The sequence below is a fragment of the Burkholderia sp. LK4 genome, assembly GCF_001043615.1.
In the GTDB taxonomy this organism is placed as follows: domain Bacteria; phylum Pseudomonadota; class Gammaproteobacteria; order Burkholderiales; family Burkholderiaceae; genus Burkholderia; species Burkholderia cepacia.
The window spans coordinates 113238-133834 of the sequence record NZ_LDUL01000036.1; the positions used below are offsets into that span (position 1 = coordinate 113238).

General features: G+C 68.7%; 17 protein-coding genes. 6 read left to right on the forward strand and 11 right to left on the reverse strand.

The features are described from left to right. Positions 1-24: 24 nt before the first annotated feature. Positions 25-1479 carry a M20 family metallopeptidase gene (locus VK92_RS19370; protein ID WP_021163689.1) on the reverse strand — a complete coding sequence of 485 codons (1455 nt, stop codon included), beginning with the start codon at positions 1477-1479 and terminating at the stop codon, positions 25-27. Between the two features lie 80 nt (positions 1480-1559). Beyond that, positions 1560-2630 (reverse strand): NAD(P)H-dependent flavin oxidoreductase, encoded by a 1071-nt coding sequence (locus VK92_RS19375; protein WP_048023339.1) that lies wholly within the window; start codon positions 2628-2630, stop codon positions 1560-1562. Positions 2631-3063: 433 nt separating this feature from the next. Here VK92_RS19375 and adiC point away from each other — a divergent pair, with 433 nt between their 5' ends. Together adiC and VK92_RS19385 are read left to right on the forward strand one after the other, a co-directional pair. Further along, a complete protein-coding gene (gene adiC / locus VK92_RS19380; RefSeq protein WP_021163783.1) occupies positions 3064-4596 on the forward strand; it encodes an arginine/agmatine antiporter in 1533 nt (510 codons plus the stop codon). 1 nt (position 4597) lies between these two features. Further along, complete coding sequence (locus VK92_RS19385) at positions 4598-6937, forward strand: Orn/Lys/Arg decarboxylase N-terminal domain-containing protein (protein ID WP_048023308.1); 2340 nt, start codon at positions 4598-4600, stop codon at positions 6935-6937. A gap of 199 nt (positions 6938-7136) precedes the next feature. On the opposite strand, the gene VK92_RS19390 is transcribed toward VK92_RS19385, so the two are convergent. Beyond that, a complete protein-coding gene (locus VK92_RS19390; protein ID WP_131723240.1) occupies positions 7137-9563 on the reverse strand; it encodes a DKNYY domain-containing protein in 2427 nt (808 codons plus the stop codon). 88 nt (positions 9564-9651) lie between these two features. After that, positions 9652-10626, reverse strand: coding sequence for a transcriptional regulator FtrA (ftrA, locus tag VK92_RS19395; RefSeq protein ID WP_048023311.1), 975 nt, complete (start codon positions 10624-10626; stop codon positions 9652-9654). A 111-nt stretch (positions 10627-10737) separates the two neighbouring features. On the opposite strand from ftrA, the gene VK92_RS19400 reads away from it, so the two are divergent. Further along, entirely contained in the window at positions 10738-11157 is a 420-nt protein-coding gene (locus VK92_RS19400) for a rhodanese-like domain-containing protein (protein WP_048023313.1), read from the forward strand. 101 nt (positions 11158-11258) lie between these two features. Continuing rightward, positions 11259-11585 carry a superinfection immunity protein gene (locus tag VK92_RS19405; RefSeq protein ID WP_011354384.1) on the forward strand — a complete coding sequence of 109 codons (327 nt, stop codon included), beginning with the start codon at positions 11259-11261 and terminating at the stop codon, positions 11583-11585. A 15-nt stretch (positions 11586-11600) separates the two neighbouring features. Here the strand turns inward: VK92_RS19405 and VK92_RS19410 are convergent, their stop codons facing one another. The 7 genes from VK92_RS19410 to VK92_RS19440 all read right to left on the reverse strand — a co-directional run bounded on the left by VK92_RS19410 (position 11601) and on the right by VK92_RS19440 (position 18253). Then, positions 11601-12806 carry a cytochrome P450 gene (locus tag VK92_RS19410; protein ID WP_048023315.1) on the reverse strand — a complete coding sequence of 402 codons (1206 nt, stop codon included), beginning with the start codon at positions 12804-12806 and terminating at the stop codon, positions 11601-11603. Positions 12807-12907: 101 nt separating this feature from the next. After that, positions 12908-13174, reverse strand: coding sequence for a YodC family protein (locus tag VK92_RS19415; RefSeq protein ID WP_048023317.1), 267 nt, complete (start codon positions 13172-13174; stop codon positions 12908-12910). 337 nt (positions 13175-13511) lie between these two features. Beyond that, on the reverse strand, positions 13512-14372 hold the full coding sequence (locus VK92_RS19420; protein WP_048023319.1) for an isocitrate lyase/PEP mutase family protein: 861 nt from the start codon (positions 14370-14372) through the stop codon (positions 13512-13514). A 266-nt stretch (positions 14373-14638) separates the two neighbouring features. Further along, complete coding sequence (locus VK92_RS19425) at positions 14639-16306, reverse strand: ankyrin repeat domain-containing protein (protein WP_048026323.1); 1668 nt, start codon at positions 16304-16306, stop codon at positions 14639-14641. Between the two features lie 189 nt (positions 16307-16495). Beyond that, a complete protein-coding gene (locus VK92_RS19430; RefSeq protein ID WP_048026321.1) occupies positions 16496-16921 on the reverse strand; it encodes a GNAT family N-acetyltransferase in 426 nt (141 codons plus the stop codon). Between the two features lie 54 nt (positions 16922-16975). Then, positions 16976-17836, reverse strand: a complete 861-nt coding sequence (locus VK92_RS19435; RefSeq protein WP_021159885.1) for a MurR/RpiR family transcriptional regulator — start codon at positions 17834-17836, stop codon at positions 16976-16978. Positions 17837-17899: 63 nt separating this feature from the next. Then, positions 17900-18253 carry a YgiW/YdeI family stress tolerance OB fold protein gene (locus tag VK92_RS19440; RefSeq protein ID WP_048026318.1) on the reverse strand — a complete coding sequence of 118 codons (354 nt, stop codon included), beginning with the start codon at positions 18251-18253 and terminating at the stop codon, positions 17900-17902. A gap of 229 nt (positions 18254-18482) precedes the next feature. On the opposite strand from VK92_RS19440, the gene VK92_RS19445 reads away from it, so the two are divergent. Both VK92_RS19445 and VK92_RS19450 read left to right on the forward strand, forming a co-directional pair. Further along, a complete protein-coding gene (locus tag VK92_RS19445) occupies positions 18483-19145 on the forward strand; it encodes a response regulator (RefSeq protein WP_021159887.1) in 663 nt (220 codons plus the stop codon). Further along, the gene (locus VK92_RS19450; protein ID WP_021159888.1) at positions 19142-20518 is read left to right on the forward strand and encodes an ATP-binding protein; all 1377 of its coding nucleotides are present in this window, start codon (positions 19142-19144) and stop codon (positions 20516-20518) included. The genes VK92_RS19445 and VK92_RS19450 overlap by 4 nt, the downstream gene beginning before the upstream one ends. Positions 20519-20597: the final 79 nt, after the last annotated feature.

The following is a 20597-nucleotide window of genomic DNA, read 5'->3' on the forward strand; positions in this document are numbered from 1 at the left end:
GGTCGGGTTGGGCAGTCGTGGCGCTCAGCGCGCGGTCGCGATCACGTCCGCGACCGCCGCCGTCAGCTTCTTCGCATACGGCACGTGCAGGAACTCGTTCGGGCCGTGTGCGTTCGACTTCGGCCCGAGCACGCCGCACACCATGAACTGGGCGGACGGGAAACCTTCCTGCAGCACGTTCATCAGCGGGATCGTGCCGCCGAGGCCCATGTACGCGCAATCGGCGCCGAAGTGGCGGCGCGACGCGGCGTCGAGCGACGACGCGAGCCACGGCGCGAGATCCGGAGCGCTCCAGCCCGTCGCGGCACCCGCGTCCGGCTTGAACGTGACCTTCGCGTTATACGGCGGGTCGAGTTCGAGCAGTTCTTTCAGTTGCTGCACGGCCTGCGCGGCGTCGACGAGCGGCGGCAGGCGCAGCGACAGCTTGAACGCGGTGCGCGGACGCAGCACGTTGCCCGCATCCGCGAGCGCCGGCATGCCGGCCGCGCCGGTCACCGACAGCGACGGGCGCCACGTCGAATTCAGCAGCGCCTCGCGCGGATCGGTCGTGGTCGGCAGCACCGGCTTGCCGTCCGCGCCGCAGGCCCACGGCAGCCCCTTCCACACGGCGTCGCCGAGGATCGCGGCGGCTGCGTCGGCTTCGCGCACGCGGCTGTCGGGAATCTCGCAATGGAACACGCCCGGCAGCAGGTTGCCGTTCTTCGCATCTTCGAGGCGCTCGAACAGCTGGCGCATCACGCGGAAACTCGACGGCGCGATGCCGCCGAACACGCCCGAATGCACGCCTTCCTCGAGTACCTCGACCTGCAGGTCGCCGGACACCAGCCCGCGCAGCGACGTGGTGAGCCACATCTGGTCATAGTTGCCGGCGCCCGAATCGAGGCACACGACGAGCGACACCTGGCCGAGCCGGTCGCGCAGCGCGTCGACGTACGGCAGCAGGTCGTAGCTGCCCGACTCCTCGCAGGTCTCGATCAGGCCGACGCAACGCGGCCGCTCGATGCCCTGCTCGTCGAGCGCGCCGAGCGCGGCGAGGCTCGCGTAGATCGCATAACCGTCGTCCGCGCCGCCGCGGCCGTACAGCTTGCCGTTCTCGTACTTCGGCGTCCACGGGCCGAGGTCCGCGCGCCAGCCGTCGAACTCGGGCTGCTTGTCGAGGTGGCCGTACAGCAGGATCGTGTCGGTGCTGCCCGAGCGCGTGGCGGGCGATTCGAAGAAGATCACCGGCGTGCGGCCCGGCAGGCGGACGATCTCGAGCTTCAGGCCCTTCACGGGCTGCTTCTCGGCCCACTGCGCGGCATCGGTGACGACGCGCTCGAGATAACCGCGCTTCGCCCAGTCGGGGTCGAACGCCGGGCTCTTCGCGGGGATCGCGATGTAGTCGGTCAGTGCGTGGAGGATTTCATCGTTCCACTTGCGCTCGATGAAGGTAACGAGCTTGTCATGGTCGAGGACGGGGGTAGTGTCGACGGAGGTCATGGTGGGGGTGCCTGGATCGGGCTGACGAAAACCCAGATGATACGCCGATGCTCCCGCGCCGGCGCCCCCTTCCCGGTCGCTCAGCGCGCCTGCGGAAACGCGTCGCGCAGCCCCGCCGCACATGCCAGCGCATCGCGCCACAGGCGCTGCGTCAGCTCGCCCGCGTCCTCTTCACGCGCGAGCGCCGCGGCCTCGCCCGACCACAGCACCGAGAAGTCGTCGCGGCCCTGCCGCTCGAACGCGCCGCGCAGCGGATCGACCATGGCCGTCGCGAGCGGAAACGCCGGCGCGAGCGCGCTCATCGGCCCCTGTTCGCGCATGAAGCGCGTCAGCAGCCCGCGCGCGGGGCGGCCCGTGTACAGGTTGGTCAAGCGCGTGCCGTCGTCGCGCGCGGCGCGCAGCGCGGCGCGATGCTGCGCCGAGCGGCCGGCCTGCGGCGTCAGCAGGTAAGCGGTGCCGATCTGCACCGCGCGCGCGCCGAGCGCGAACGCGGCCGCGATGCCGCGCCCGTCGGCGATCGCGCCGGCGGCGATCACCGGCGCGCGCACCGCGTCGACGATCTGCGGCAGCAACGCGAACAGGCCCGGCTGCGCGTGGATGTCGTCGGTCAGGAACATGCCGCGATGGCCGCCGGCCTCCGCGCCCTGCGCGACGATCGCGTCGACGCCGCGCGCATCCAGCCAGCGCGCTTCCTCGACGGTCGTCGCGGACGAGACGACCTGCGCGCCCGTGCGCCGCACGCGATCGAGCAGCGGATCGTCCGGGAGCCCGAAGTGAAAGCTCACGACGGCCGGCCGCAACTCCTCGACGACCGCGCACATCGCATCGTCGAACGGCGCGCGTCCGGGGCCGCCCTTCACGTCGGCCGGATCGAGCCCGGCTTCCGCGTAGTAGCCCGCGAGCGCCGCGCGCCAGCGCGCGTCGACCGCGGCATCGGGCGCCGGCGGCGTATGGCAGAAGAAGTTCACGTTGAACGGTGCGCTCGTGCGCGCCCGGATCGCCGCGATCTCGTCGCGCAATTGCTGCGGGCCCAGTGCCGCGCAGGCGAGCGAGCCGAGCCCGCCGGCTTCGCACACGGCGATCGCGAGCGGGCTCAGTGAACCGACCATCGGGGCCTGGATCAGCGGCAAACGGGAAGGCAGCGTCGTCATCGGAATCATCCTCGGGGAAGCAGCGGTGGTCGCGCGCGCCGGCGGCGCGCATTTAATGCGCCCGATAATAACCGACAAAGACAAACCCCGATTACGGTGCCATTTTGATCGAGAAATGATTTAACCAGTTCGTAAAAAACGATTATTCATCGAAGCTTCGGCAGCGCAATCCCGCCCGCCCGGATCGAGACGGCAAAAATGCCCTCCAGCCTTGCGGCCCGGGCCGCCCAACCCGGAACTCAAACACCGTTTCACCGGCTTCAATGACATTCATCAATATTCGAGTTATTAAATGCCGGCGTTTACCCTTATTAATAATCACCCCGAGCGATAACATGAACGCGTCAATTAAAACGACGAACCGCACCGGAATCGTCGACCGGCGCCACACCGCGTCACCTCAACCGAAACACGTCTTCTCAAGGAGCGTCGCATGTCCGATGCCAGCTCGTCCTCCTCCCGCGCCGCCGCCACGCCGGCCGCGGCTTCCGCGCCGAAAATCGGCGTCATTCCCGCCACGCTGATGGTCGCGGGCAACATGATGGGCTCCGGCGTGTTCATGCTGCCCGCGAACCTCGCCGCGACCGGCGGCATCGCGATCTTCGGCTGGCTGATCACCGTCGTCGGCGCCGTGTCGCTCGCGCTCGTGTTCGCGAAGCTCGCCGCGATCGACCCGGCCGCCGGCGGCCCGTACGCGTATGCGCGCAAGTCGTTCGGCCCGTACATGGGCTACCAGACCAACCTGATCTACTGGCTCGCGAACGTGCTCGGCAACGTCGGCCTCGCGGTCGCCGGCCTCGGCTACCTCACGCATTTCTTCCCGGTACTGAAGGACCCGCTCGTGTTCGCGCTCGCGCAGATCTTCGTGATCTGGCTGTTCACGTACGCGAACATCCTCGGGCCGAACGTCGTCGGCCGCGTGCAGTCGGTCACGACGGTCTTCGCGCTCGTGCCGATCCTCGGGATGGCCGTGTTCGGCTGGTTCTGGTTCAGCAAGGACGTGTATTTCGCCGGCTGGAACGTGTCGGGCACCAACAGCTTCAGCGCGATCGGCGCGACGCTGAACTTCACGCTGTGGGCATTCATCGGCGTGGAAAGCGCATCGGTATCGGCCGGCGTCGTCGAGAATCCGTCGCGCAACGTGCCGATCGCGACCGTCGGCGGCGTGGTGCTCGCGGCCGTCTGCTACGTGCTCAGCTCGACCGTGATCATGGGGATGATCCCGAACAAGGCGCTGCTCGCGTCGAGCGCGCCGTTCGCGGATGCCGCGCGCCTCGCGCTCGGCAATACGGCCGCGAACGCGGTCGCGCTGTGCGCGGCGCTCGGCTGCCTCGGCTCGCTCGCGGGGTGGACGCTGCTGGTCGGCCAGACCGCGAAGGCGGCGGCCGACGACGGCCTGTTCGCCAGCGTGTTCGCGCGCGTCAACTCGAAGAACGTGCCGTCGGCCGGCCTCGCGATCGTCGCGCTGATCATGTCGGTGCAGGTGCTCGCGACGATGTCGCCGAGCGCCAGCGAGCAGTTCGGCAAGATCGCGTCGATCGCCGTGATCATGACGCTGCTGCCGTACATCTATTCGTGCATCGCGATCAAGGTGCTCGGCTACGGCAAGATGCCGTCGCACCAGTTCACGTTCTACACGATCGTCGGCCTGATCGGCGCCGTCTACGCACTGTGGGCGATGGTCGGCTCCGACGGCCAGCAGACGCGCTGGTCGCTGATCTTCGTCGTCGCGACGATCGTCTTCTACGAGCTGTCGATCAACCGCCAGCGCGAGATCGAGGAAACCCATGTCCATCCGGGCGGCCGCTCGCCGCGCTGGGTGCGCTATCTCGCGCTCGGCGTGACCATCGCCGCGCTCGCCGCGACCTTCTGGATTTCCGTGGGCCGTCACCAGGCCGACACCCTTCACGCGCGCTCGCCGGCCGTTGCCGCGAGCGTCCAGGCAACCCAGCAAACGGGGGAATGACATGACCGCATCCTTGACCCAACCGGCCTTCCGCCGCCTCGGCATGAAGGCGCTGCTCGTGCAGCACGACATCGACGAACGCACGGCCACCGGGCGCGCCGCGACGGCGCTTGCCGAGGAGCTGCGCACCCGGCTCGTCGACGTCGTGATCGCGACGTCCGCCGACGACGCCTGCGCGGTCGTCGCCGCCGATCCGGCGATCCAGTGCCTGCTGCTCAACTGGGAACTCGGCAACGACGCCGGCCACGCACCCGCGCAGGCCGTGCTCGACGCAATGCGCGCGCGCAACGCGACCGTGCCCGTGTTCCTGCTCGCGAGCCGCGCGAGCGCATCCGCGATACCCGTCGACGCGATGCGCAAGGCCGACGACTTCATCTGGATGCTGGAGGACACCACCGCGTTCATCGGCGGGCGGATCGTCGCCGCGATCGAACGCTACCGCGAGACCGTGCTGCCGCCGATGTTCCGCGCGCTCGCGAAATTCTCGCGCGTGTACGAATACTCGTGGCACACACCCGGTCACACCGGCGGCACCGCGTTCCTGAAATCGCCGGTCGGCCGCGCGTACTTCGAATTCTTCGGCGAGGCGCTGTTCCGCTCGGACCTGTCGATCTCGGTCGGCGAACTCGGCTCGCTGCTCGACCACTCCGGCCCGATCGGCGAAAGCGAACGCTACGCGGCGCGCGTGTTCGGCGCGCACCGCACGTATCACGTGACGAACGGCTCGTCGATGTCGAACCGCGTGATCCTGATGGCGAGCGTCACGCGCAACCAGGTCGCGCTGTGCGACCGCAACTGCCACAAGTCGGCCGAGCACGCGATGACGATGTCCGGCGCGATTCCGACCTACCTGATTCCGTCGCGCAACCATTACGGGATCATCGGGCCGATCATGCCCGAGCGGCTGACGGCCGCCGCCGTGCGGCTCGCGATCGACGCGAACCCGCTCGTGCGCGGCCGCGACGGCATCGATCCGACGCCCGTGCATGCGCTGATCACGAACTCGACGTACGACGGCCTCTGCTACAACGTCGCGCGCGTCGAGGAACTGCTCGGGCAGAGCGTCGATCGACTGCATTTCGACGAGGCGTGGTACGGCTATGCGCGCTTCAACCCGATCTACCGCGACCGTCACGCGATGCACGGCGATCCGTCGCAGCACGACGCGAGCAAGCCGACGGTGTTCGCGACGCAATCGACGCACAAGCTGCTCGCCGCGCTGTCGCAGGCGTCGTTCATCCACGTCCGCGACGGCCGCAACCCGATCGAGCATGCACGCTTCAACGAGGCGTACATGATGCATGCGTCGACGTCGCCGAACTACGCGATCATCGCGTCGAACGACGTAAGCGCCGCGATGATGGACGGCCCCGGCGGCGAGGCGCTGACGACCGACGCGATCCGCGAGGCCGTCGCGTTCCGCCAGATGCTTGCGCGCCTGCATGCGGAATGCGCGGAGAACAACGACTGGTTCTTCAACGGCTGGCAGCCCGACAACGTCGTCGATCGCAAGACGGGCCGCCGCGTGCGCTTCCACGAAGCGGACGAGACGCTGCTCGCCACCGACCCGTCGTGCTGGGTACTGCATCCGGGCGACACGTGGCACGGCTTCGGCGATATCGAGGACGACTACTGCATGCTCGACCCGATCAAGGTGTCGATCGTCACGCCGGGCGTCGCATCGCACGGCGGCCTGATGCCGGTCGGCATTCCGGCATCGGTCGTCACCGCGTATCTCGACCGGCACGGGATCGTCGTCGAGAAAACGACCGACTTCACGATCCTGTTCCTGTTCTCGCTCGGCGTGACGAAGGGCAAGTGGGGCACGCTCGTCAACACGCTGCTCGATTTCAAGCGCGACTACGACGCGAACGCGCCGCTCGAACAGGCGTTGCCCGAACTCGTCGCGCGCTATCCGGAACGCTACGGCAAGCTCGGCCTGCGCGACCTGTGCGACCTGATGTTCAGCGCGATGAGCGACCTGAAGACGACCGAGATGATGTCGCGCGGCTTCTCGACGCTGCCGAAGCCCGATTACAGCCCGGCCGAGGCGTTCGAGCATCTCGTGCACAACGACATCGAGATGCTGGAGCTGTCGGAGATGGAAGGCCGCACCGTCGCGACGGGTGTCGTGCCCTATCCGCCCGGCATTCCGCTGCTGATGCCCGGCGAGAACGCGGGGCCGGCCGACGGCCCGCTGCTCGGTTACCTGAAGGCGCTCGAGCAGTATGACCTGCGCTTCCCGGGCTTCACGCACGACACGCACGGTGTCGAAGTCGAGGATGGCGTGTACCGGATCGCGTGCATCAAGCAGAAGGCGCGCGACACCATTTCGCGCTGAGCCTGCACCGGCCGCGGCGGCACGCGGCCGTTCAGTACACGCGGCCGGTTGCTCCCGTCACCGGCCGCCTGCGCTGCACCGTCGTCGTCGGGTTGGAGGATGCATGCGCCGTATCACGGCGCGATCGCGTCGGCTGCTCGCGTCGGCTTCGGAATCTCCCGGCGTTCTTCCCGCGATCGGCGGCAGCGTCGCGACGGTGTCAGCCCGCGTCCGGCTCGGGCACGTGTGCGGCGGCCTCGATGCGAAACAGCAACCGGTTGTCGAGCACATCCCAGATGTCGACCTCGCCCTGCCCGCCCATCGGCAGGCCGACGAACACGGGGCGCCCGCCGATCCAGCCGGCCTGGCTCTTGAACCACTTGCGCTCGCACCAGCCGCCACGATGCAACGCGAGGCGCTTGCCGCTGTCGACGTCGAACTCGCGCAACACGAATTTCGCGTCGCGCGCCAGCACGCGCGTGCCGTCGTCCGAAAACGCGCATGGAAAGCCGTTGTCCGCGCCGGGTATGTCGCAATCGGTCGCGCCATCCGTGCGCACCGTCAGCGCCGCGTCCCGCGCGAATGCGCGGCGATGCCGGCTGGCGCTCACCGCGAACGGAGCATCCCGGAAACGCTGGTCGGCCAGATCGTAATCGAGCACGTCGAGCGTGCCGTCGCCGGCGAGCGGCACACGATAGAGCCGGTTGCGGATGCGCACCCACGCTTCGCGCGCGTCGGGCGACAGATGAACCCGTTCCAGATCGTCATAACGGCTGTCCGCCCGCCAGCACGCGTCCGCTGCACCGCTCGCGGCATCGACCCGGTAAAGTGCCGTGTTGTCCCAGTACGCGACAATCAGCGTCGACAACGACGCATCGGCCGACGCGCTCACCGGCACGTTGCGCAGTCGGTCCATGGCCGTCGCCTCCGTCTCGTCGGGCACGAACGGACGAGGCAGCGCAAACGACGCGACCACCTGCCGCTGCGCCAGATCCCAGATGTCGCAGAATCCGTCGCCGGCCACGACGAGTCGCGGTTCGCCCGTCTCGTCGCGCGCCCATTCGATCACGCACGCCCGGCGGGCGGCGTCCGGCCCGGCGGGCGACGCCTGCCGGAACCCGTTCGCCGACACCGATTCGGGCGCCGGTCCGGCATCGGCCCGTGCTTCCGCTTCGGGCGCCACGTAGTCCGGCGGCACGTAGTCGGGCATCGGTGACCTGTCACGCGCGCGCCACGCAGCCAGCCATGCCTGATACACGTAGCGACGACTGCCGTCCGTGCCGATATCGGGTTGCTCCAGATGAAAGGCGGCCGGATCGACGCCGGGCAGCGGCACGAGTTCGGCGCCGTTGCAATAGACGTAGGCACGCGCGCGGTCCCGTGCGAAATAATCGGACAGGAACGTGAGCGTCGCTCCGTCGACGCCGCGCCGATACGGCTGGTTGTAGTGCAGCAATCGCCCCTGCCCGTCGCGCAGAAAGCCGTGACCGACCGGTTCGGCCGTCGGGGCGTCGAACCTGGCCTTCACTTCCTTGCCGAAATAGAACAGCCGGCCGCCCTCCCGCAGATGGTCGTCGCCGACGACTTCGATTCGTGCGGGATCGATGCCGCGCTTGCGTACCAGCATGCACAGCACGCCATTGCGATCCTTCGCATAGGTATCGTTCAGGATCTCGAACGTCTTGCCGTCGACCTTCGCGGCTTCCGCATGGCCGCGCCATTGCTGCCGATAGCAATGGTCGCCCGCCTGATACCACGGCCCGCCAAGATGCCGCCACTGCGCAGGATCGCCCGGAAGCGGCCCTCCGCGAAGAAAGCCCTTGTGGTACTCCGAATACGAATAGAGCCGCGAGCGGTCCGCGATGAATGAATCGCCGAGCCATCGGACCGTCCCCGCGTCCGGTTCGAGCAGCGGCAGGTCGTGCAGGTACACCTGATCGCCGATCACCCGGTATCCGCCGCCGAGTTCCCGCGTCGATACGTCCGCCGCGGCCTGCCCGACCAGCGCATGCCACCAGTACCCCTGCAATTCGGGACGCGCGGCGAAGAACGGCGACCAGTTGCGTTCCCATTGCTCGCGCGGGCCGGGATCATCCGCATGGCCGTAACGGTAGGGACGCGCGCGGTCGGTCGCCTGATCATGCGCCACTTCATCCGCGCTGACAAAGCTCGCCGCATCGGCGCCTTCCACTGCCCGCCCGCCGTACCAGACACGCTGTGCGTCGACCAGATACGCGCCGACCCAACGCAGCGTCGCGGGATCCGCGCCGCGCATGCGCTTGCCGTAGTGATACAGGTAACGGTCGTCATGCCCCCATGATTCGCTCAGCAGCCGAAAGCGCGCAGGCGACGCGCCGGCAAGTTTCCGGTTCTGAAAATAGACATGGTTCGCGTCGACGGCATGCGACTCGTCCAGCAGGCGAAACGTCGCGGCGTCGACGTCGAGCACGGTGAAGCGCAACCACGTGAAAGTGCACGCATAGGCACGCACGCCGTCCGTCGCCAGATACGGGGACAACGGCCGGAAGCTGTCGATCGCGATGCCTTCGATGAGGTTGCCGGCGCGGTCCCGCAGCGGGCCATCGTGGCAATAGACGTGCGCGTCATCGCGCATGAAGCCGAAGCCGAGGTTCTCTCTGAGTGTCATGTTGTTGGTTTGTTGCGCTTTCGTCCGGAATGCCCCGGTCAGGCGGTGCGCCGCCGGGTACGAAAGCCACCGCGCCACGGCGCGGCGCTCAAGCGTCCTGCGATCTTACGCCACGATCCATCCCGCGCCGATACGCGGCCGGGCTCGTCGCCGCGACGCGCCGGAAATGCCGCCGCAGCGACTCCTCCGACCCGAACCCCGCACGCGCCGCCACCTGCGCGAGCGACAGCGCGGGATGCGCTTCGAGCATGTCCTTCGCCACGTTCACGCGTTCGCGGATCAGCCATGCGAGCGGCGACATCCCCGTCGCGTCCGCGAACTGCCGCTGCAGCGTGCGCGTGCTCATCGCGGCCTGCGCGGCGAGCGACGCGAGCGTGTGCGGCTCGGCCGCGTGCACGCGCATCCAGTCGATCAGCTTTGCGAGCCGGTCGGTGCCGCCCGGCGCGACCGGGCGCGGCACGAACTGCGCCTGGCCGCCGTCGCGATGCGGCGGCAGCACGAGGCGCTGCGCGACCCGGTTCGCGATCGCGCCGCCGTGATCGCGGCGCACGAGATGCAGCAGCATGTCGAGCCCCGCCGCCGATCCGGCCGACGTGACGACCTGCCCTTCGTCGACGTAAAGCGCATCGGGATTCACGCGCAGCGCGGGATAACGCGCCTGCAGTTTCTCCGCATAGCGCCAGTGGGTCGTCACCGTGAGGCCGTCGAGCACGCCGGCCGCGGCCAGCACGAACACGCCCGAGCAGATCGAGCAAAGCCGCGCGCCACGGCGATGCGCGGCCCGCAGTTTCTTCAGCAACGGCTCCGGCGGCGGTTCGTCCGGATCGCGCCAGCCGGGAATCACGATGGTATCGGCGCGATCGAGCGTCGCGAGCCGATACGGCGCGGCGACCGTGATGCCGCCCGCCGCGCGCACGGGCCCCGGCTCGCTCGCGCAGACCGCGAAGCGATACCAGTCGACCCCGAGCTCGGGGCGTTCGAGCGCGAACAGTTCGACCACGCAGCCGAATTCGAAGGTGCAGAGGCGATCGTAGGCGAGCGCGACGACGAGATGATTGTGCATGGCGCGATGTTACCGGAACTTGTCGATCGCGCCACTGCCGCGACAGTCGCCGAACCGCGATACTGCCCATCATTCCACTGCGTTCCGCGCAACCTTCAGGAGAGCTTGACCATGTCCTGCGTCACTGACGTCCCCGCTGCCGACAGCCCCGCCGCCCTCGCGCATTTCGAGGCGTCCTTGCGCTTCGAGACCGATTGCTGGGACGTGCACGACGCGCTCGCATCGGGCGCGCCCGATTTCGTACTGCTCGACGTGCGCGGCCCCGACCAGTTCGCCGCCGGCCACGTGCCCGGCGCGCGCAACCTGCCGCGCCGCAAGATCATCGAGAGCAAGCTCGCCGGCTATCCGGCCGGCACGCTGTTCGTCGTCTACTGCGCGGGCCCGCACTGCAATGGCGCCGCGCGCGCGGCGATCCAGCTCGCACGCCTGGGCCGGCCGGTCAAGCTGATGATCGGCGGCGTGACGGGCTGGCGTGACGAAGGTTTCGCGCTGAGCAACGAAATGCAGCCGGCGGACACCGAAGCTGGCTGATCATCATTAAAACCGCAACAATCAATTGTCTGCGCGCGGCCTGCACGCGAACGGAAAAAGCGCGACAATCGGCTCCATTGCAGTTCGGATGGAGCAGCAACATGCAGAACGCAGTCCTGATTCAAGTGGCCGGTTCGGTGGCCGCGATCGCGATCTATTTTCTGCCGGCGGTCATTGCCGACCGGCGTGGCCGGCACGACAAGCTGACGGTCGCGATGTTCAACGCGCTGTTCGGGTGGACCGGCATCGGCTGGCTGATGACGCTGTACTGGGCCTGCCAGCCGAACCCGCGCACCGATGTCGCGCAGACGATCCTCGCCAAGCGTCGCGGCATCAGCATGCGGACCTTTTCAACCGGTCTCGTCGAGCGCGTGCAGCGCCGTGTCGCCGCCCAGGAGCAATGGGCGGAAAAGCAAGGCTGCCGTTAAGTCCCTCTTTCCCGATCACCCTGCCGCGTCGAACTTCGGCATCCTGACGTTGGTCGACGCGCGGTAATGCCACGCCAGCCCGTCGTGCCGCGGCCCGCCGCCCGCACGCAGCCACGCCCCGAACGCCCCCGCTGTCACCGCCCGTGCGATCCGCTCGCCCGGGCAGCCATGCGGCCCCGTGCCGAAGCCGAAATTCGGCCCGGCCGCGCGGCCGGGCATCAGCCGGTGCGGATCGCGATGCACGGCCGGGTCGCGGTTCGCCGCGGCGAGCACGACGAGGATCGCGTCGCCGGCTTCGACCGTCACGTCGTCGATCGTCGTGCGCGATGCGACGAAGCGGCGCGTGTTCTGCACCGGTGAATCGAAGCGCCCGACTTCTGCAACGAACGCGTCGAGCGCGGCATCGTCCGGCACGACAAGCGCGGCGCTTGCGCCCGCTTTTAAGCCCGCTTCTAAGTCCGCTCCCGCGCCCCCGTTCCACGCCACCAGCACATTGCCGAGCCAGGCGGCAGTCGCCTCGCACGTCTGCGACAGCAGCCCGACGAGGTTCGCGACCAGCGCGCCGCTTGCCTGCCAGCCCGCCGCACGGGCCGCCTGCTGCACGGCGGCGACGAGCGTGCCGTCGTGCGCACGCGTCTGCGCGACGCGCACCGTCATCCGGTCGAGCAACTGTCGCGCGGCGTCGCTCGCGCGGGCCAGCGCGTCGGCATCGGACAGCGGCGACAGCGCCGCGACGAAGTCGACCACCTGCGCCGCGATCGCGTCGAGCTGCGTCTCGTCGAAGCCCAGCAGATCGGCGACCGCGCAGACGGGCATCGTCATGCACCACGTGTCCAGCGCGCCGGCATCGCCCGGCGGCGGCAGGCGCCGCGCGGCGAGCTGCATCGCACGGTCGCGCAGCGCAGCCGTGTCGATCGGCGCGAACGCCCCGCGCAGCGCCTGCTTCGGCACGTCGTGCCGCAACGCGCCGTCGTTCATGCGCACCAGCTCGCCGAACAGCGCGCCGGCCGTCGTGCCGCGCAACGCGGGCGGCACGGGCGCGTCCAGCGGGCGTACGCGGCAGGCCGGATGGCCGAGCACGGCCGTCACGGCGGCCGCGCGGCTCGCGACCCACAGGCCGAGCGTGGCGTCGAACGCGAGCGGCGGCCCGTCGACGAGCGCCGCATAGTAGGGATAGGGATCGCGGTGCGTAACCGCTGCGATGGGATCGGTCGGGTTCATGCAGACAGTATCGGCGGCGTGCACCGCCGCATGTTTCAGGCCGGCGTGAAATGTCGCGGTGCGGGCGCCGCGTGCCGCCGCATCGCGATGTCAGGTGATTGTCAGGCCGCCGACCGGTAGCGATACGACTGCATGCGCATGCGGACACGGCCGGCCGAAATCGCGCGCGGCTCCGGCACCACGGTGTCGTGAGGGAACATTTCCTGCCGGAATTCGCCGTGTTCGTCGAACCACTGGCAGATCAGCCAGTCGCCGTCGTCGAATACGACCGGCCCGGCATAGGTCACGGTCATGCGCGGCCCGCCCGTCTTCAGCGTCACGACATCGCCGACGCGAAACCTGACGCGTTGATTTTCTCGGATCGTCATCGCTCTCTCAGCATTTTTATATATCGATATTCCCGGCAGCTCACCAGCGGTTCATTCGAACGTGCCGCAGATTATCAATCAAAAAACCTGCCGGCAACTCCCCTTTTCAAAAATGTCATGATCGGGAAAATGCAACAATGCGCGCCATCGACGCGCCCGGCGGGTGTCCGGCCGCCCGATCCGGCGCGGCTTGCGCGCCGGACCCGGTCGAACGGGCGAAATGCGGAGAATAGACGATGTATTTTACGTCGTCACCGACGTTTAATTCCGACGTGAAATCGATTGATTATTGTCAATCAACTTTTCGATTGGGAACGATCCCACGATTTATTTACACTCATTCATCGAACAAAACCGGTGAATTATCCGGCGACGCAAACCAGCGGTTGATATCGCGCCCGGGAACGGCCGCTTGCGTGAACGTAAACGTGCCGTCCTGCGCCATCTCCTTCGCGGCACGCAGGAACGCGCCGAGCGCGGCCCGCGCCAGTGCGCCGCCGACACTCACGCGCTTCACGCCGAGCGCCGCCAGTGCGTCGACGCTCAGCAATCCGCCCTGCAGCCCCATCACGACGTTCACGGGTGCGCCGACCGCCCGCGTCACCGCCGCGATGTCGTCCGCATCGGTGATGCCCGGCGCATACAGCACGTCGGCGCCCGCGTCGCGATAGGCGACGAGCCGCGCGATCGTGTCGGCGAGGTCGTGGCGGCCATGCAGGTAGTTTTCGCAGCGCGCGGTCAGCGTGAACGGAAACGGCAGCGCACGCGCCGCGTCGACGGCCGCCGCGATGCGCTCGACCGCCGCTTTGTGCGCATAGATCGGCGCGTCGGCGCGGCCCGTCGCATCCTCGATCGATCCGCCAACCGCGCCGGCCTCGGCCGCGAGCCGGATCGTCTCGGCCACCGTGTCGGGCGCATCGCCGAAGCCGTTCTCGAGGTCGGCGCTCACGGGCAGGTCGCCCGCGGCGGCGATCTCGGCGATGTGATCGAGCATCTCGCCGCGGTCGATCGCATAGTCGGGCCGGCCTTTCGAAAAGGCATAGCCGGCGCTCGTGGTCGCGAGCGCCTCGAAGCCGGCCATCGCGAGCAGGCGCGCGGTACCGGCATCCCACGGGTTCGGGATGATGAAGGCGCCGGCGCGTGCATGCAGTGCGCGGAAGGCTTCGGCTTGGCGGGCTTGAAGATCGGAACGGGTCATCGCGGGCTCCAGGAGGATGTTGACGGCCGAGCTTACGCCGATCGTGCACGCGACGTTTCAGCGTTCACCGAAATGTCGTCGCGTGACAGGGAAAAACCGATGCGCCGACTGCGCGCCGTAAGCCGGTTGCCGGTTGCCGGTTGCCGGTTGCCGGTAGCCGGTAGCCGCTTGCCGCTTGCCGCTTGCCGCTTGCCGTAAGCCGGTAACAAGCAACCGGCAACGAGCGGGCCTACACCGCCGCCCGCCCGCTGCCGACCGATAGCCACTTACCTTGCCGCCGGTGGCCCGCCGTCGATGCCGAGCAATACGTCGGTGACGGCTTCGGAGAAACGCATCGCGCGACCGTCGATCAGTACGCCGTCCGGATTCGACGGGTCCCGCGCGGCTTGCGGCACACCGTGCGCGAGCAGCACCCGCGCGCAAGCCTCCCAGTCGGCGGCGCCGACATGCTCCGGTTCGTTGACGGATGCCCAGGACAATGTGCCGAGCGCATCGCTGTCGAACCCGTGCCTGTCACGCCAGCTCGCGCCGTGCTCGAGGAGGAACGCCAGCAAGCCCGCATCGCCGCGAAACACCGCGTGATTCAGCGCGCTCGCATCCCAGTCGCCGCCCCGCGCCGCGATCGGCCAGCCCAGTTCGACCATGACCTTCACCGCGTCGCCCGAGCCCCATGCGGCGGCATCCGGCAGCAGCCGCAGCCGCTCGCCGGGCAGCGCGCCCGGCAGTTCGGGATGCCGTGCCTGGATGCGTCGCGCATCGTCGGCGTCGGCGCGCGCGCACGCCGCCACGAACGCGTCCTCGGCGTCGAGCGTCTCTTCCGCGCCCGCCGCACGCAACAACGCGGCGACCTCGGACAGCCCGGTCTGCATCGCCAGCCGGTACGCACTGACGCCCGCCGGGGTCCGCGCGCGGGGATCGGCGCCGGCCGCCAGCAGCGCGGCGACGTGGCGCGCCGAGCAGCGCACGCCGATCGCCCGCAACAACGGTGCGCCCCAGGTCTGCGCCAGCCCCTCGCCGGGCGGCTCGTTCGGGTCGCCGCCATGCGCGAGCAGCAGTTCGAGCGCGTCCGCCTCGCGCATGTCGAATGCGCGACGCAACGCATTCGTCCCGCCCACCCGCGCGCCGTGTTCGAGCAGCAGGCGCGTACAGGCCGGGTTTTCGACCGAGTGATAGAGCGATTCGCCGTCGTTCGGGTCGGCGCCGGCTTCCAGCAGCATCGCGGTCAGAACCGGATCGCGATTGACGCCCGCGGCACCGTACAGCGCCGACAGCGGCCCCGCTTCGTCGGGCGCCGCGAGCGACGCCGGCGGAAACCGGTTGCCGATCCGCTGGTTCGGATCGGCGCCGGCATCGAGCAGATGACGCGCGCAGGCGCGCAGCCGGACGGCGAACCCGGGAATCTGCCCGAGCCGCGAATGCGTGACGGCAACCAGCGGCGGCAGCTTCAGCACGCCGCCGGCGCGCGCGATCCATCCGGGATCGGCGGCCAGCGCCGCCTTCACGGCATCGAGGTCGCCGGCCGCGCATGCGACGGTCGGATCGCTCGCCACGAGATCGGGCCGGTCAAGCAGCAGTTGCGCGGCGACACGCGGCCGGGCCGCGTCGAAACCGCCCGTCACGTCGGCGCCGTACGCCAGGTCGAGCCAGCGCCGGATCAACGCCGACCGCTGCTGCCCGGCAAGCGCGTGCGTTTCGACGAACGCGCCGAGATCGGCCCATGACGCGAAACCGTACTCGCGCGCAATGCACGACTGCGCATCGTGCAGCCGGAGCCCGAGCGCGAGCGCTTCGTCGTGCGTGCGGTTGGCGGCGGCGGGGAGAAAGCGGACAAAACGCGCGACGGCGTCGGCGTCACCCTGCCGGTACAGGCGCAACAATGCCTTGGCCTGCTTTTTCAGATGCTCGGGATTGGCCCCGGGAGGCAGCTTTTTCATGCGAATCCTCGTGCAGTCATGGCCGAAGGTCCGCAATACCGCCAGCACAAAGGACAGGAGGAAGACTGGATTTGCTGCGACAGGTGGGTTGAACCCTTTCCGCGGACCCGGAAGCGACCTGCATCGCTGGTCGCTATCCTAGGCGAGCGCCGGCGACCTCGTCAACCGGGCCGCTCCATGCGGCGATGCTCAGCCTGAAAGCTGCTTCGTCAGGAAAATGCGCGTGTGCCCGGCCGGATAATCCGGCAGCTCGCCGAAACGGACATAACCGCGTTTCTCGTAGAACGGCCGCGCCTGGAAGTCGAACGTGTCGAGCCACGCGCCGTGGCATCCGCGCGCGACGGCTTCCGCCTCGGCCAGATCCATGATGCGCGTGCCCGCACCTTGGCCGCGCGCGGCCTCGGGCACCACGAGCAGGTCGACATGCAGCCAGCCGTAGGCCGTGCTGCCCCACAAGCCGCCGACTACCGTGCCTTCGGCGTCGGTCACGACCACGGCCAGCGCACGGAAGTCGTTCGGGCCCGCCTGGCTTTCGTTGAATCGGACGAGCGGCGCGACGATCTGCTTGCGAACGTTCACGTCGCCCGCGTCGGTCACCTCGTATGTGAACGTCATCGGTCGAGCCTGGTTGAATCGAAAATGAGGAAGGTTGAACCCGCACGCACCGCGTCAGACGACGTAAGCGCCCTTCGCATGCAGCTCCGCCTCCGTGCGCTCGAGCGCGGCGATCGCATCGCTGCCTTCGAGCGCCAGCAACTGCGCGACCAGCGCTTCGGCCATCGCGTGCGCGGCCACCAGCGACGGGAAAAACGACGGGCTGTCGTGCGTGAAGATCAGTTGTGCGTCCGCGTGCAGCGCGATCGGCGACACCGCGCTGTCGGTGATCGCGACGATCCGGCTGCCCTGCGCCTTCGCGGCCTGCGCGACGCGCGTCGCTTCCGCCGAATACGGCGCGAAGCTGACGATGACGGTCACGCTCTGCTTCGCGATCGTCCGCAGCTCCATTTCGAGCGACCCGGCGACGCCGTTGAGCAGCGACACGGTCGGGCGGAACAGCCGGTAGCCGTACACGAAGCCGAACGCAACCGGGTAGCACGAGCGAAACCCCGCGACATGCACGTGCGACGCCTTGCGGATCAGTTTCGCGGCTTCGGCGAGCGCGTGCTCGTTCTGCGCGGCGGTGGCCGACAGGTTGTGTTGTTGCGCGGCGAGCAGGTCGTGCGCGAGCGACGCCTTCGCATCGGGCCGCACGAGCGAGCGCGCCCGCTGCGTGAGCGGCTCGGGGCGCGTGCGCACGCGCGCGACGCACAGGTCGCGCAGCTCGTTCCAGCCGGGGAAGCCGAATTGCTGCGCGAGCCGCACGAGCGACGCGGGCTGCACCTGCGCGCGCTGTGCGACCTTGCGCATCGACGACGTGGCGACTTCGTCGGGATGATCGAGCAGGAAGGCCGCGCCCGCCTGGAATTGCGGGCTCAGCTCGGAAAATTGCGCCCGGATCCGGGACGCGAGTTCGTCGAAATTGGCGGCCATCTTGGTGTGAACGGGAACCGGTCGACCATGGTATCACCGGCCCCGTATGCACCGGTGCACCGGTCAGCGCAGCACTTCGACGTGATCGGCGTCGACCTTCACGCTGCCCGACCATTTGCGCTCGAATTCGCCGGTCACCTTCACTTCGTTACGGTCGCTGACGGGCTGGCCGGCCGCCCACAGCTTGTGGTCGATCTCGACGCGGATCGTGCCCGTCGCATCGGCGAATTCGTAATCCTCGCCGCCGACATGCTTGACGATGCGCCCCTGCAACTGCACGTGCTGGTCGTCCTTGCCGTTCGTGAGCAGCTCCTTCACGGTCGTCGTCGTCAGCGTGGACGGCCCGGTATATTCCGCGTAAACGGCGGCGGGCAGCACGGCGAGCGCAACCGCCAGGATTCTCGTCAGGTGTTTCATGATCTCGGTCCTCTTCTTCGATGTGACGCCGCGCTCCGTTGAACGCGACGGCCCCAGATTACGGACCGTAAGATTAAGCAAACCTGAAGGTCGCGCCGCAGCGGCACGGTGCCGCACCGGGCACGCGCGAAAGCCGGCCGCGCGCCCGTGTTTAAGCTCCCGCTAAGGCACGCGCGCTTATCATGGGAACCCCGGGCGCCATGGCGCCCCGTTGAAGAGACACGAATCCATGCGCGTACTGCTCGTCGAGGACGATCCGCTGATCGGCAGCGGGCTCGAACAGGGCCTCAAACAGGAAGGCTTCGCGGTCGACTGGGTGAAGGACGGCGACGCCGCGTCGCTCGCGTTGCGCGCGACCGGCTACGGCCTGCTGCTGCTCGATCTCGGGCTGCCGAACCGCGACGGCCTGTCGGTGCTCGCCGCGCTGCGCCGCCGCGACGAAAACCTGCCCGCGATCATCATCACCGCGCGCGACGGCGTGCCCGACCGCATCGCGGGCCTCGACAGCGGCGCGGACGACTATCTCGTCAAGCCGTTCGAGCTCGACGAACTGCTCGCCCGCATCCGCGCGGTCAACCGCCGCCACGCGGGCCGCGCGCAGACGACCCTCGCGATCGGCCCGCTGCGGCTCGACCCCGTCAAGCACCTCGTCTGGCTCGGCGACGACGAAGTCACGCTGTCGCCGAAGGAGTTCGTGCTGCTGCACGAATTGATGCGCGACCCGGGCGCGGTGATTTCGCGCGAGCAGTTCGAGGAGCGGCTGTACAGCTGGGGCGAGGAAATCGAGAGCAACGCCGTACAGGTGCACATCCACAACCTGCGCAAGAAACTCGGCCACGACATGATCCGCACGGTGCGCGGCGTCGGCTACCGGATCGGTGACGGCGCATGACGCGCATGCAACACGCGATCGCGCGCTGGCGCAACGCGTCGCTGCGGCGGCGCCTGCTGATGTGGCTGCTCCCGGCCGCGTGCGTGATCGGCCTCGTCGCGAGCGCCGGCACCTACTGGGGCGCGCTGCGTGAGCTCGACGACCTGCTCGACGACCAGATGCGCAGCATGTCGAAGCAGATCGTCGTCGGCCCGAACGGCGAGCTGTCGTTCAGCAACCGCGCCAGCGGCAAGCACGGTTTCGAGGCGAGCGATCCCGACGCCGTGCTGCTGCAGGTCTGGCGCAACGGCAAGCTCGTGTATTCGACCGACCGCGATTCGACCCTGCCGCCGCCCGAGCAGAAAGGCATCGCGAGCGTCGACGTCGGCGGCCAGCCGTGGCGCACCTACGTGACCGAACGCGGCGGCACGACGATCCGGCTCGCGCAGGCACGCCATGCGCGCTGGGAAGCGATCGCGGGTATCGCCGTGCACCTGCTGTGGCCCGTGTTCTCGATGCTGCCGCTGCTCGCGATCGGCCTGTGGTTCGGCATCGGCGCGGGGTTGCGGCCGCTGCGCACGATCGCATCCGGCCTCAAACGCAGGAATGCGAACAATCTCGAGCCGGTCGACGTCGGCGCGATGCCGAACGAAGTCCGTCCGCTCGCCGAAGCGATCAACGACCTGCTCGCGCGCCTGGACCGTTCGTTCACGCTGCAACGGCACTTCATCGCCGATGCCGCGCACGAATTGCGCACGCCGATCATGGGCTTGTCGATCCAGTCGCAGCTGCTGCGGCGCGCGTCGACCGCCGAGGAACGCGAGCACATCCTCGCGCAGATCCATGCCGGCACGACGCGGCTCGGCCACCTCGCCGAACAGCTGCTGACGCTCGCGCGCCTCGAACCCGATGCGCAGGCGGTCGCCTCCGCGTCGGCGCCCGTCGATCTCGCCGCGCTGTGCCGGTCGGTGGTATCGGACCGCACGCGCGTCGCCGACGCGCACCGGATCGATCTCGGCGCGATCGTATCGACGCCCGTGATGACGTCGGGCAATGCCGACACGCTGCGCGTGCTGCTGAACAACCTCGTCGACAACGCGATCCGTTATGCGGGCGACGGCGCGCGTGTCGACGTGTCCGCGCGGCTCGACGGCACGACGCCCGTGCTCGAAGTCGCCGACGACGGCCCCGGTATCCCGGAAGCCGAACGCACCGATGTGTGGGAGCGTTTCTATCGCGGCGAAGGCGCGCAGGCCGTCACGTCGTCGGGCAGCGGGCTCGGGCTGTCGATCGTCAAGCGGATCGCCGAACAGCATCGCGCGACGGTCGCACTCGGCACGACACGCGGCGGGCGCGGGCTGACCGTCACGGTGCGCTTTCCGCTGCCGGCCTGACGCCGCGCCAAGTGCGACGTGCCACGCGCAGCTTTTCCACAGATTGTGTTGGCAAGCTTGTGGACAACCTTTCATTAAC

Coding starts and splice junctions, on each gene's coding strand:
- VK92_RS19370 (WP_021163689.1), bottom strand. CDS start 1,479: ATGACCTCCGTCGACACTACCCCCGTCCTCGACCATGACAAGCTCGTT.
- VK92_RS19375 (WP_048023339.1), bottom strand. CDS start 2,630: ATGACGACGCTGCCTTCCCGTTTGCCGCTGATCCAGGCCCCGATGGTC.
- adiC (WP_021163783.1), top strand. CDS start 3,064: ATGTCCGATGCCAGCTCGTCCTCCTCCCGCGCCGCCGCCACGCCGGCC.
- VK92_RS19385 (WP_048023308.1), top strand. CDS start 4,598: ATGACCGCATCCTTGACCCAACCGGCCTTCCGCCGCCTCGGCATGAAG.
- VK92_RS19390 (WP_131723240.1), bottom strand. CDS start 9,563: ATGACACTCAGAGAGAACCTCGGCTTCGGCTTCATGCGCGATGACGCG.
- ftrA (WP_048023311.1), bottom strand. CDS start 10,626: ATGCACAATCATCTCGTCGTCGCGCTCGCCTACGATCGCCTCTGCACC.
- VK92_RS19400 (WP_048023313.1), top strand. CDS start 10,738: ATGTCCTGCGTCACTGACGTCCCCGCTGCCGACAGCCCCGCCGCCCTC.
- VK92_RS19405 (WP_011354384.1), top strand. CDS start 11,259: ATGCAGAACGCAGTCCTGATTCAAGTGGCCGGTTCGGTGGCCGCGATC.
- VK92_RS19410 (WP_048023315.1), bottom strand. CDS start 12,806: ATGAACCCGACCGATCCCATCGCAGCGGTTACGCACCGCGATCCCTAT.
- VK92_RS19415 (WP_048023317.1), bottom strand. CDS start 13,174: ATGACGATCCGAGAAAATCAACGCGTCAGGTTTCGCGTCGGCGATGTC.
- VK92_RS19420 (WP_048023319.1), bottom strand. CDS start 14,372: ATGACCCGTTCCGATCTTCAAGCCCGCCAAGCCGAAGCCTTCCGCGCA.
- VK92_RS19425 (WP_048026323.1), bottom strand. CDS start 16,306: ATGAAAAAGCTGCCTCCCGGGGCCAATCCCGAGCATCTGAAAAAGCAG.
- VK92_RS19430 (WP_048026321.1), bottom strand. CDS start 16,921: ATGACGTTCACATACGAGGTGACCGACGCGGGCGACGTGAACGTTCGC.
- VK92_RS19435 (WP_021159885.1), bottom strand. CDS start 17,836: ATGGCCGCCAATTTCGACGAACTCGCGTCCCGGATCCGGGCGCAATTT.
- VK92_RS19440 (WP_048026318.1), bottom strand. CDS start 18,253: ATGAAACACCTGACGAGAATCCTGGCGGTTGCGCTCGCCGTGCTGCCC.
- VK92_RS19445 (WP_021159887.1), top strand. CDS start 18,483: ATGCGCGTACTGCTCGTCGAGGACGATCCGCTGATCGGCAGCGGGCTC.
- VK92_RS19450 (WP_021159888.1), top strand. CDS start 19,142: ATGACGCGCATGCAACACGCGATCGCGCGCTGGCGCAACGCGTCGCTG.